Here is a 12,291-nt window from a genome sequence, read left to right as displayed (position 1 = left end):
TCTTCCGGGTCAGCGCACCGGGGACCGCCGTTGATCAGCGGTTCGGGTGGGACCAGGCGGTCTCGGGTGGTTGTGCACGCGGGCGGCCGCCAAGCCGAGTCAGCCCCCGTCCTGTACGGCCATCTCCGCGAGCAGGGACCAATCCTCCTGCGGGAGCGTCGTGTTGACGATGCGCGGCGTCTCGGCGAGGTGCGGGGGCAGCGTCCGCTGTGCGTCGCGGAAGTGCTTCGAACGGACGTGCGCGGCACCCGCCTCCTCGTCGCGGAACGCCTCGACGAGCACGTACTCGGTCGGATCGTCGACGCTGCGGGACCAGTCGAACCACAGGCACCCCGGTTCGGCGCGTGTCGCCTCGGTGAACGCGGCCGAGATCTCCGGCCAGCGGTCGGCATGCTCCGGGCGCACCCGGAACTTCGCGGTGATGAAGATCATTCCAAGCTCCTCGTCGGGCTTCGTGTCGCGTGCGTCCATGGTCGGTGCGGTGCGCCCCCGACGAGGCGGCCGACGCGCCGAGCGATGTGCCGGGAGGGCGGCGCCCGGGGCACACCTCGGCTCACGAGCCGGGATCGTCGAACTGGTCGAGGTCGAACTGGTCGAGAAGGAAGTCGACCGGTGCGGGGGCGGGGGCGGCCGACGCGCCGTCGTGAAGAACCTGTTCCGCCCAGATGACCTTGCCGCGGGGCGTGTACCGCGTCCCCCACCGCTGGGCGAACTGCGCCACCAGGAACAGCCCCCGTCCGCCCTCGTCCGTGGTCGCCGCCCGCCGCAGGCGCGGCGAGGTGCCGCTGCCGTCCGAGACCTCGCAGGTCAGACAGCGTCCGCGCAGCAACCGCACGCCCACCGGAGGTGAGCCGTACCGGATCGCGTTCGTGACCAGCTCGCTGACGATCAGCTCCGCGGCGAACGCGGTCTCCTCCAGCCCCCACGTCCGCAACGTCTCCCTGCAGCGCGCCCGCACCGAGGGGACCAGCGCCGGGTCCGACGGCACGTCCCACTCGGCCACGCGCGAGGGCGGGAACGTCCGGGTACGTGCCGTGAGCAGCGCGATGTCGTCGCAGGAGTGCGACGGCTTCAGCGCGTCGATCACCGCCTGGCACGTCTCCTCCGGGGTGCGGCTCCCGGACCCGTCCAACGCCCGGCGCAGCCGCTCCAGCCCGACGTCGATGTCCTGGGTGCGGTCCTCCACCAGACCGTTGGTGTACAGCACCAGTTGCGAACCCTCCGGCAGGAGCAGCTCGGTGGTCTCGAACGGGTAGCCGCCGCCCAGACCGAGGGGCGCCGAGGCCGGCACCCCGGCACAGGTGACCGTCCCGTCCGGGCGCACCACCACCGGTTCCGGGTGTCCCGCACGGGCCATGGCGCAGGCCCCCGCCACCGGGTCGTAGACCGCGTAGAGGCAGGTGGCTCCGGTCACGCCCACGCTCTCGTGGTCTTCCGCGGCACCATCCGTGCGCTCCTCGTCGTCCATGCGGACGACCAGGTCGTCCAGGTTCCCCAGCACCTCGTCCACGGGCAGGTCCAGGACGGCGAAGTTGTGCACCGCGGTACGCAGCCGGCCCATCGTCGCCGCCGCGTGCAGACCGCGCCCCACGACGTCGCCCATCACCAGGGCCACACGAGACCCCGGGAGCGGGATGACGTCGAACCAGTCCCCGCCCACCCCCGCCTCCGCCGGCAGGTACCGCCAGGCCACCTCCAGGGCGTCCTGCTCCGGCTGCCCCCGCGGCAGCAGACTGCGCTGGAGGGTCACCGCCATCGCGTGCTCCCGGGTGAACCTCCGCGCGTTGTCGAGGGCCACCGCCGCCCGTACGGCCAGTTCCTCCGCGAAGGCGAGGTCATCCGGCTCGAACGCCGGGGACTGAACCGTCCGGTAGAAGTTCACCACCCCCAGCACCACGTTCCGGGCCCGCAGCGGCACGGTCACCAGCGACCGCAGTCCGCCCTCCAGGGCCGTCCGGGAGCGCTCCGGATCCTGTTCCCGCCAGCCGCGGGCCTGCCGCAGGTCCGCCTCCAGCACGCCCCGCCCCTCCCGCAACGTCCGCGTCTGCGGACTCCCGGCCGAGAGGGTGATCACTTCGCCCAGCGGGTACACCGGGATCATCCGCTGGGTGCCGCCGATCGCCGCCCGGCGCAGCTGCCGCCAGCCCTCCGCGGTCGGCTCCCACCCCCGCAGCACCGCGTCGAGCAGATCCACCGTCACCAGGTCGGCGAACCGCGGCGCCGCCACCTCGGCCAGCTCCTGGGCCGTACGCTCCACGTCCAGCGTCGTACCGATCCCCACCCCCGCCTCGTACAGCAGGTCCAGCCGCTCCCGCGCGAGCTCGGCCCGCCCCGTGACCGCCGCCAGTTCCGTGGTGTCCCGCAGGGTCACCACGCTGCCGCCCCGGTCGGCCCGCGGGTACGTCGGCCGCTTGTTCACCGCCAGCAGCCGGTTCCCCACGCGGTACACCTCATCGGTGACCGGCTCCGGCGACGACAGCAGGCGCATGACCGGCTCCGGCAGTCCCAGCTCCCGCACCGGACGCCCCCGTAGGTCCTCCGCCAGTCCGAGCAGCCGCCTCGCCTCGTCGTTCGCCAGCAGCAGCCGTCCGTCGGCGCCGGTGATCAGCACCCCCTCCCGCACCGCGTGCAGGACCGCGTCGTGGTGCTCGTACAACTGTGCCAGTTCCACCGGGGACAAGCCGTGCGTGTGCCGCCGCAGCCGCCGGGACACCAGCGTCGTGCCCGCCGTGGCCAGCGCCAGCGCGGCCGTGCCAGTGCCCAGGATGATAGGTAGCTGCGGCAGCCACAGTGCCGCGACGTTCCTGACCGTGAGTCCGGCGGAGACCAGGCCGACCACCGTGCCACGCGAGTCCGTCACCGGGACCACGGCCTGCACGACCGTCCCCCTGCCCGCGGGCAGGGGCGGCCCGCCGGCCTGCTCGACGACGGTACGGCCCTGCAACGCGGGTCCGATGGTGCCGACGAACTTCTTCCCGATCTCACCCGGGTAGGGGTAGGTGTAGCGAATCCCCGTCGTGCTGATGACGATGACGAAGTCCATGCCGGCGCGCTTGCGCGCCGCCTCGGCCCGTGGCTGGAGCACCGCTGACGGGTCCCGGCTCCGCAGCGCCGCGGCGGTGCCCGGGGCGCTCGCGAAGGACTGGGCCGCGATCACCGACGCCCGTCGCCCCTGCTGGAGAGCGGCACGCGCCGCCTGGAGGATCGAGCCCACCACCGTGGCGGCGACCAGCAGGACCACGATGACGACCTGGAGAAGGAACACCTGACCGGCCGCGCTGCGCAGGTTCAGCAGGGAAGCGCGATGCTCACGCGGGCGTCCCACGGGCGGATGACGTTCCGGGCTGCGGGAGCGCCCGGAAAATACCTCCATACACCCTTGATAACACCACGGTGGAGCAGCCGACGCTGATCGAGCGCCCGCCCCGCCCTCCTCTCCGGCCCGGCCTTCGCCACCCCCGGGGAGCGCTCACTCAGGGAATCGCCAGCTCGGCCCAGATGGTCTTCCCGGACGCGGTGTAGCGCGTCCCCCAGCGCTGGGACATCTGGGCGACGAGGAAGAGGCCGCGGCCACCCTCTTCGTCCCGGCGCGCCCGCCGCAGGTGGGGTGCGGTGTGCGCGTTGTCGGACACCTCGCACAGCAGGCAGCGGTCCCTGATCAGCCTCAGCACGACGGGCCCGGTGGCGTACCGGATGCTGTTGGTGACCAGCTCGCTCACCACGAGTGCCGCGCTGAACGACAGGTCGGCGAGGCCCCACTCCGCCAGTTGGCGCTCGGTGTCCGTGCGGGCGTGCGCCACCATGGCGGGGTCCGGCGGCAGTTCCAGGTCCGCCACGCGGTCGGCGCCGAGCCGCCGGGTGCGGACCAGCAGCAGCGTGGCATCGTCCGTCTGCGGGCCGGGCGGCCGGGCCGACAGCGCGCGGTCGCACAGTTCCTCCAGCGGGCACCGCTGCCAGGTGAGCACATGGGCCAGGCGGTCGATTCCGCTGTCGATGTCGGTGTGCCGGTCCTCCACGACCCCGTCGGTGAAGAACGCCACGACGCTGCCGCTGGACAGACTCAGCTCGACGTTCTCGTAGGGCAGGCCGCCCAGCCCCAGGGGCGGCCCCGGCGCCAGCGCGGACAGGGCCACCGAGCCGCTGGAGTCGGCCACGATCGGCGGCGGATGGCCCGCGCTCGCCCAGACGCACCGGCCGCCGACCGGGTCGTAGATCGCGTACAGGCAGGTCACCCCGAGCGTCTCGTCGCCCAGCCCGTCATCGGCATCGCATTCCGAGTCCTGCGCGACCAGGCCGTCCAGCCGGGTGAGCAGTTCGGCCGGGTCCAGGTCCAGCAGCGCCAGGGTCCGTACGGTGGCGCGCAGCCGGCCCATGGTCGCGGCGGCGTGCATCCCGTGGCCCACCACGTCGCCGACGGTCAGGCCCACCCTGGCGCCCGACAGCGGGATCAGGTCGAACCAGTCGCCGCCCACCCCCACCCGGTTGTCGGCGGGCAGGTAGCGGTACGCCACGTCGACCGCGCTCTGCTCGGGCAGGTGCCGGGGCAGCAGGCTCCGTTGCAGGACCAGGGCCGCCGCGTGCTGGCTGGTGTAACGGCGGGCGTTGTCGATGCCGACGGCGGCCCGCTCGGCCAGTTCCACCGCGAGCGTCTGCTCCTCGGGCCCGAAGCGGTCGGGGTTGCTGCTGCGCCGGAAGGTGGCCAGGCCCAGGACCGCGTCGCGGGTGAGCAGCGGGACGAAGAGGCAGCAGTGCGAGGCGGCCGGCCCCGTGCCGTCCCGTGTCCCGGGCGGGGCGTCGTCGACGACCGGGCGGCTGGTGGCCAGGCTCTGGGCCTGCGGTGACGAGGGCGGGTAGGAGACGGGACTGGTCCGGAACTCCTCCGGGGTCCGGCCGTGCATCCGCAGCAGACTGTGCCCCGGCGCCGAGCCCGTGGGCGGCTGCCGCCCCTCGATGACCGCCGGCGGCAGGTCCACCAGCACCTCGTCGGCCAGCTGCGGTACCGCCACGTCCGCGAGTTCCGCGGCCGTACGACGCACGTCCAACGAGGCACCGATGCGCTTTCCGGCCCGTACGAGCAATGACAGCCGTTCCTGGGCGCGGTAGCGGTCGGTGATGTCCAGGGACTCCTCGAAGAGCCCCAGCAGTTCGCCCCGGGCGTCCACCATCCGGTGGTACGAGCAGGACCAGACGTGCTCGCGCACCGGATCGGCCGGGGCACGCCCGCGGTAGTGCATGCCCATGATCGGTTCGCCCGTCGTCAGGACGTGCTCCATGATCTGGTCCTCGTCCGGAGGGTGGTGGCGGGAGATGAATTCGCCCTCCGGGAAGAGATCCGCGGCCGGGCGGCCGATGTACGGGGCGATCCCCGCCAGCTCCAGATCGGTGGAGACGTTGCCCCAGACGACGCGCATGTCGGTGTCGAAGATCGTCAGGCCCACGACGGACTCGGTCGCCAGCCCCTGCAACATCGCCAGCTGCGCCTCCCAGCCGCGCAGCGTGTCCAGGTCGGCCGCGACCACGACGGTCGCGGCGGCGCCCCGGTGCGCCAGCGGGCTGAACGTCACGGCCGCGCGCAGGGTCCGTCCGTCCCGGCAGCAGAGGTCCAGGACGGTGCCGCGGGGCTTGTGCCCCTTGCAGAGCTTGCACAGGGTGGACAGTCGCTGTCCGGGGGCCGCGGCCAGCAGCCGGGCAGCCGGCCGCCCGAGCACCTCCTCGGGGGAATGCCCGAGCAGGCGCTGGGCCGAGGATCCCCATCCGGAGACGCGGCCTTCGGCGTCCAGTACCGCGGCGGCGGCCTTGGAGAGATCCAGCGGACTGTGGAAATCGACGTTGGCGGCGTGCGGAAAACGATCCATGGCACCGCTTCCCTCCGTGCTCCCTCAGCATCCCGTGCCGGCCGACGCACGACAACCGCAGAGGGGGACCGGCCCCGTGGCGGGCCGGTCAGCCGCTCTTCTTCCACTGCGGCCACTGCTCCAGCGCGGTGGTGACGCGCTGCGTCAGGGACGGGACGGTTCTGGTCGCCTGTTCGTACGCCGCGACGAGGTCTTCCAGCATCTTCGTGTTGCGCCGTACGTCGTCGGTCCGCGAGTCGAGCACGGACGTGCACTCGCGGGCCGCGTCCCGGCTCTTGGCCAGCAGCGTGGACCACGCGCGGCCCAGTTCCGGGTCGGGCACGCCCAGATGGCGCCGGGCGGTGGCCGTGTCGCGGGCGAGGCCGGCGCAGACGGGGCGCAGGGTGTCACCGTCGATGGCACCGGTCTCCGCGTCCGTCGACTCCTTGAACCACTGCGCGAACGCGGTGTAGCGAGAGGCCACGGCGACGATGTCTGCCTGGCCGCTCGTCTTGAACCAGGCCAGTAGCTGGAAGCTGCGCACGCGTTCGCCGGTGCCGGCAGCCGGTGGGCGGTCGGGCACCACCAGAGCCGTGTCGCGGCCCGTCACCGAACGCACCGCCACGACGGACGACGCCACGGCCAGGACAGCGACGGCGCCCACGGCGACGCGGGTCGGCCAGGACCGCCGTACGGCCTCGGCGGGCGCCGGGGGCCTTCGGGCGCGGGGGATCCGGGCCAGGGGCGCGGCGACCAGGGCGGCGCCGAACATCGCCGGTGCGGCCGTCGGCACCAGGATTTCGGTCAGCGACCAGGACGCCCCCGGCAGCCAGTGGCAGGTGTCGCCCATGACCCGCAGCGGGCCCAGACAGCCGTCGGCGGACTGGAGCGGGAACTGCCCCGCCAGCGCCAGGATCTGGGCGATGCCGGCGGCGGTCAGGGCGCGGGGCAGCCGGTGGGTGCGGGTGGTCACGGCGACGACGGCCGCCGTCACGGTCACGCCGGTCCACAGGGCGACGGTCCGCCACCACATGAAGACGAGGCCGAAGGCCGTGCCCCGCTCGCCGAGCGGAGGCCGCCAGGGGTGGACGTACGCCATCGCCGCCGCCACGGCGGCGACCCCGAGCAGGCCCCCGGCCAGGCCGGCGAGGAGCGTGGAGCGCAGCCCCGTCGCCCGGGGCCGTCTGAGCAGCAGTACGGCCGGGTACACCCACAGCACCACCGAGGCCGCCGCGATCACGAGGGTCGAGCCCGCGACGCTCAGGCTCGTGAGGACCGAGGCGATCCAGGGCAGCACCGCCGCGTACTCCCGCGTCCCCCACGGGCCGGGGAACATCCGACGGATCTCCTGCTGAAGACCGCCCGCCCGGTACAGGTCCCCGGCCAGCAGCAGCTTGCCCGCGCCCATCCACCAGCTCAGACCGGCCGCCGCCACGACGCACCCCGCGACGGCCGCGACGAGCACCGCTCCGCGCAGCGCGCGCGGCGTGCCCGGGGTGTCCCGCAGGCTCAGCCGGGCGCACCGGGCCAGCCAGCAGACGTAGGCCACGCCCCCGAGGAGCGGGAAGAGCAGGGGCTCGGGGTGCGCGGGCCACCAGCCCGGACCGATGCTCGGCCCGGACAGCAACTCCCCGCACACCAGGCCGAGTCCGAGCGCCGAGCCGGCCCGCACACCCGAGGGACCGGGAACGCCCCGGTGCGCGGCGTACAGGGCCGCGCGCCAGACCGAGACCGTCAGGAGGGCCGCCGCCAGGCCCCCGACGACCCAGGCGGCCTGAAGTGCGTCCCACCGGTCGCTCAGCGCGTTGCCGGTGACCAGGGTCACCGCCCCGAGCAGGAACAACGGCACGTCCGTCAGCGTGAACAGGGCCGCCGGGTCCTCCAGCGCGCGGTGCCGCTCCGCCCAGGACGGGTGACTGCGCCACAACGCCGTGACGCTCCGCGCCGGGCGGCCCTGTGTCCCCGCCGCCTCGGCCCGCGCCCGCCAGACACCGGGATCGGCGCCCAGCGCCACGGCCCCCCGGTCGGCGTACAGCTCGCGGTGGCGCAGGGTGTCGGCGCGGGCCAGGACGACCAGCAGGAACAGGAACCCGGCGGTCGCGATCTCCCGGACCATGTACGGCCGTGAGGCGGGCCAGAAGACGGCGTCGGCGCCCATGAACCAGCCGAACTGCGCCGCGACGAGGCTCCCGCCGAGCACGAGGGTGAACGGGACGGCGGCCAGGGTGAGGAAGGCCCGCCACAGGGCCGTCACGGCGTACGCGATGTCCACGTCCCGGTGGCGTAGATGGGCCAGTTCGTGCAGGAGCACCGCCTGGAAGCGGGCCGGGTCGGAGCGGCGGACGTGCAGCAGGCCGTTGTCGAGGCAGAGGGTGCGCCTGCCCGCCCGGCCGAAGACGACCGCGCCGGCGTCGAACGCCGTCAGGTCGACCACCAGGTCGGGCAGGGCGCGCACTCCGGCGAGCCCGGCCAGCCGGGCGACCTCGGCCCGGACCTCGCCCTGCGGGTCCCGGCCGTGCAGCGGCACCAGACCGTGCCGCCGCCGCCTCCAGCGCGGCAGCAGCAGGTACACGGCCGCGGCCACCAGCAGGACGACGGCACCGCCGGCCAGGCCGTACCACTGCGGGGTCACGGGGGCGCCCTCGGCGCACTCCTTGATGGCCTCCGCGTGGGCGTTGCTGCGCGTCACGTTGTCGATGACGTTGCCGCCCGGGTCGTAGCCGGCCGCGAACTCGCAGAGGAACGCGACGTTCTGGGCGGGGTACGGCCGCAGGAGACCGGTCAGCATCTCGACCGTGGCCGCCGCCATCGCGACGACGAGGACGAGGAAGCGCAAGGAGGTCCCGGCGGGCAGCACGCCCGGGTCGGGGGCCGGCGGCGTGGGCGCCGGGCGGGCGCTGGCCGCCTCCGTGGCTCCGCTCACCGGACCGCCCCGTCCTCCTGACGGCCCCCGTCCTCATCCCGCCGGTCGGCGCGCGGTTCGTCCGCGCCCGCCAGGGCCAGCCGTGCGACCACGCTGTCCGCGAGGCCGTCGGCGTCGGAGAAGCCGCGCCGGACCGCTTCCTCGTGCACCCGCCGCCGTACGGACGCCAGTTGCTCCCGGTCGAGAGGGGGCACCTCGGGCGGCGCGACCGGGCGGCGGGCGGACGGGCGCAGCCGCCCCAGGGCGGTCGCGGCCCGGTTCACCAGCCGCCCGGTGCCGTCCGCGACGGCGGCGCGGCACGCCTCGTCCACCACCAGCAGGACCAGCGGGGTGACCAGGGCCGCGACGGTGTCGAGGCCGAAGCCCAGCGGGTCGGACCGTCCGCCGGAGGACGCCCGCCGCGTCCGCCGAACCACCAGACCGTAGTCCAGGCCCGCCAGGTCGTCGACCAACTGCCGTTCCTCCGGCGCGTGTCGGTCGATGACGTCGCGCACCACATCGAGCACGGTCGCACGCATGCGCCCGCTCCCTCCCCCGTCCGTTCCCCGTGCGCACCCGTACCCGAGCGCGCTGTTCGGGTATTTCCCGCTGGAGCATGCCGTACGCCTGCCGGAACCCCCGGTTCACCGGACCGCCGGGCCGGTACGGCGTCGGCCGGCCACGGTGGCCCGGTACGGCCCCGGCGTTCAGCCGCCGTCCAGGGTCTGCTCGCACCAGATCGTCTTGCCCCGGCGTCCGAACCGGGTGCCCCAGCGGGCGGCGAGCCGGGCGACGAGCGACAGTCCTCGGCCGCCCTCGTCGATGGCGCGGGCGTTGCGCAGGTGGGGCGCGGTACTGCTGCCGTCGGACACCTCGCAGATCAGGCTCCGGTCGCGGATCATGCGCAGCCGGATCGGCGGACTGCCGTACCGGATGGCGTTGGTGACCAGTTCACTGACGAGCAGTTCGGTCGTGAAGGCCAGGTCTTCCAGCCCCCAGTCCGCGAGCTGGTGCCGGGCGAGCCGTCGGGCGGTGCCGACGACGGCCGCGTCCTTGGGCAGCGTCCATTCGGCGAGCCGGTCCTCCGGCAGGCCGCGGGTGCGGGCGAGCAGCAGAACGGCGTCGTCCTCGCCCTGGCCGGGCAGGAGGGCGTACACCGCGTCGTCGGCGAGCCGGGACAGGGGGCGGTCGGGATGGCTCAGGACGCGCAGCAGGGTCTGCCGGGCGCCCGCCGCCGCGCGGACGAGACCGTTGGTGTACAGCGCCAGCAGGCTGCCGTCCGGGAGTTCGGCGCGCACCGCCTCGTACCCGCCGCGCCCCGTGCCGAGCAGCGGGCCGGCGGGCGGTTCGAGGGCCAGGGGTTCGCCGGGCGGGCCGAGGACCACCGGGGGCGCGTGCCCCGCGCTGGCGGCCGTACAGGCGCGGGTCACCGGGTCGAACACCGCGTACAGGCAGGACGCCGTGACCGGCTCGCCCGTGTCCCGTGTCAACGAGACGGTGGTCTCGTCGAGGCAGGAGAGCAGCTCCTCCGGCGCCGGGTCCCGGACCGCGAGGGTCGTCAGTGCGGTGCGCAACTGGCCCATGGCGGCGGCCACTTCGATGCCGCTGCCGGTGACGTCGCCGACGGTCAGGGCCACCCGGCTGCCGGAGAGGGGGATGACGTCGTACCAGTCCCCGCCGCCGCCCATGGTGCCGGGCAGGTGGAGGGCGGCCGTGTCGACCACGGTCAGCCGCGGCGGGGTGCGGGGCAGCAGATGGCGTTGCAGGCCGGTCGCGATGGTGCGCTCGCGGGCGTAGCTGCGGGCGTTGTCGATGCTGAGCGCCGTGCGCTGGGCCAGCTGCTCGGCCAGGGAGAGATCGTCCTCGTCGTACGGCCGTGGGTCTCGGTGCCGGTAGAAGCAGACGACCCCGAGGACGGTGCGGCGCACCACCAGCGGGGTGATCAGGAGCGAGTGGACACCCGCGTCGGTCAGCAGCCGGGCCCGCTCGGGGTCGGTGGCCAGCCACGGCTCGTCCGGCGTCAGGTGGGTGACGAGCCGGGGCGAGGCGTCTTGCAGGCTCCGGCTGAAGGGCGTGGGGAAGGGGAAGGTGGCCAGCGTGTCCGAGGGGGCCTGCCGCGCGGGGTCGTTCACCGAGCGGAAGGCGACCCGGCGCAGGGGTACGTCCGCGTCGACCGGCCCGCCGGACAGCGCGGCGCCGCGCACCGCCTCGTCCAGTACGTCCACCGACACGGCGTCCGCGAACCGGTCCACCACCACCTCGGCCAGCGCGTCCGCCGTGTCCCGCACGTCCAGGCTCGTGCCGATGGCCTGGTGGGCGCGGTGCAGGATGTCCAGCCGGTCCGCCGTGTGCTGGCGCGCGGAGACGTCCTCCACGACGGCGACGCCCAGGACGTGTCCGCCGCCGGGGCGGACCCGGAAGGCCGACACCGAGAGCACCGTCTCCCGGTCCGGGCCGCCGGGAGGCCGGCCGCGGATCAGGCGGTCCCGGACCCGCGCCTCTCCCGTGAGCACCTGACGGGCGAGGGGGAGCAGTTCGGGATCGTGGAACCCTTCCGCGACCTCGTCGAGCCGCCGCCCGAGCACCGCGTCGCCGGGCAGTCCGGGCACCCCGCGCCGCGCGGTGTTGTAGCGCACGACCCGCAGCTGTTCGTCGAACACGTACAGCCCCATGGGTGCCTGGGCGAACAGCGCCTCCAGCACCCTGGCCGACAGGTCCTCGCTGTCGTGCGGCGCCGACATGGCCGGGCCTAGCCCCGCGCGCCGGCGGCGGCGCCCGGGGCGTCGGGGGCGGGGACCGCGGCGGCCGGTCCGCTCGCGCGGGGCAGGACCGTGCGGTGAGCGGCGAAGAGGCCCGGGGGGTCGGACCGCGCAGAGCACAACCGGTCGGGCACGGCCCCGGAGGGGACCGGCGCGCAGGTCCGCGCATCGGCGGTGAGACCGTGATCGGCGATGGGCGGATAGCGGCGCATCACTGGCCCCTTCGGCGTCGACACCGGGCTCTTGCTTGAGACCCTGGCGGGTGGGCCGGACGGCAGCCATCGGGGTGGGCCGAGCGGGTGACGGTGCGGGGCCGGGGCCCCGGGGAACGCGGACGTGAGCGGTCGCGCGCGGTGGCCGGACCGGGTGATCGGTGGCCGCCGACGCCCACGCCACCCGGCAGGTCCCCGGAGGAGACCGGTCCGGGCCCGGAGACCCTGCTAGCCGACGACGCCGACGACGTCGGCCGCGCCGGTGCCGGGGTGCCGCCCCACCCCTGCTGAGCTGCGGAATACGTGTGGGGGCGATCGTGTTGCGGGGGTATAGTTGAAACATCAACCTGTTGGAGAGGCGGAGGGCGGATGCAGTTCGGCATCTTCACCGTCGGTGACGTGACCATCGACCCCACCACGGGGCGTACGCCGACCGAGCGCGAGCGGATCAAGGCCATGGTCGCCATCGCGCTGAAGGCGGAGGAGGTCGGTCTGGACGTCTTCGCGATGGGTGAGCACCACAACCCGCCGTTCGTGCCGTCCTCGCCGACCACGATGCTCGGCTACATCGCCGCGCGCACGGA

Annotated in this window: 7 protein-coding genes; 1 reads left to right on the top strand and 6 read right to left on the bottom strand. The window is 74.4% G+C overall.

Going from position 1 to position 12,291, the window contains the following annotated elements:
• Positions 1-99: 99 nt before the first annotated feature.
• From AQJ11_RS24660 to AQJ11_RS24635, 6 genes are all read right to left on the bottom strand, one after another.
• On the bottom strand, positions 100-432 hold the full coding sequence (locus AQJ11_RS24660; protein ID WP_014671001.1) for a putative quinol monooxygenase: 333 nt from the start codon (positions 430-432) through the stop codon (positions 100-102).
• 121 nt (positions 433-553) lie between these two features.
• A complete protein-coding gene (locus AQJ11_RS24655; protein WP_398780484.1) occupies positions 554-3,373 on the bottom strand; it encodes a SpoIIE family protein phosphatase in 2,820 nt (939 codons plus the stop codon).
• Between the two features lie 100 nt (positions 3,374-3,473).
• Entirely contained in the window at positions 3,474-5,855 is a 2,382-nt protein-coding gene (locus tag AQJ11_RS24650; RefSeq protein ID WP_059264409.1) for a SpoIIE family protein phosphatase, read from the bottom strand.
• Positions 5,856-5,943: 88 nt separating this feature from the next.
• A complete protein-coding gene (locus AQJ11_RS24645; protein ID WP_059264408.1) occupies positions 5,944-8,757 on the bottom strand; it encodes a M48 family metallopeptidase in 2,814 nt (937 codons plus the stop codon).
• The gene (locus AQJ11_RS24640; protein ID WP_059264407.1) at positions 8,754-9,275 is read right to left on the bottom strand and encodes a hypothetical protein; all 522 of its coding nucleotides are present in this window, start codon (positions 9,273-9,275) and stop codon (positions 8,754-8,756) included. The genes AQJ11_RS24645 and AQJ11_RS24640 overlap by 4 nt, the downstream gene beginning before the upstream one ends.
• Before the next feature lie 168 nt (positions 9,276-9,443).
• On the bottom strand, positions 9,444-11,477 hold the full coding sequence (locus tag AQJ11_RS24635) for an ATP-binding SpoIIE family protein phosphatase (protein ID WP_059264406.1): 2,034 nt from the start codon (positions 11,475-11,477) through the stop codon (positions 9,444-9,446).
• Between the two features lie 599 nt (positions 11,478-12,076).
• Between AQJ11_RS24635 and AQJ11_RS24625 the strand changes: the two genes are divergently transcribed.
• On the top strand, positions 12,077-12,291 hold a 215-nt coding region (locus tag AQJ11_RS24625; RefSeq protein WP_159061690.1), incomplete at its 3' end, for an LLM class flavin-dependent oxidoreductase.

It is taken from the genome of Streptomyces corchorusii (assembly GCF_001514055.1).
In the GTDB taxonomy this organism is placed as follows: Bacteria; Actinomycetota; Actinomycetes; order Streptomycetales; family Streptomycetaceae; genus Streptomyces; species Streptomyces olivaceoviridis.
This window is presented reverse-complemented; position numbering and strand designations above follow the sequence as displayed.

Bases quoted from the DNA above. Each gene is read 5' to 3' on its own strand.
- AQJ11_RS24635 (WP_059264406.1), bottom strand. From the start codon at position 11,477: ATGTCGGCGCCGCACGACAGCGAGGACCTGTCGGCCAGGGTGCTGGAG.
- AQJ11_RS24660 (WP_014671001.1), bottom strand. From the start codon at position 432: ATGATCTTCATCACCGCGAAGTTCCGGGTGCGCCCGGAGCATGCCGAC.
- AQJ11_RS24655 (WP_398780484.1), bottom strand. From the start codon at position 3,373: ATGGAGGTATTTTCCGGGCGCTCCCGCAGCCCGGAACGTCATCCGCCC.
- AQJ11_RS24640 (WP_059264407.1), bottom strand. From the start codon at position 9,275: ATGCGTGCGACCGTGCTCGATGTGGTGCGCGACGTCATCGACCGACAC.
- AQJ11_RS24650 (WP_059264409.1), bottom strand. From the start codon at position 5,855: ATGGATCGTTTTCCGCACGCCGCCAACGTCGATTTCCACAGTCCGCTG.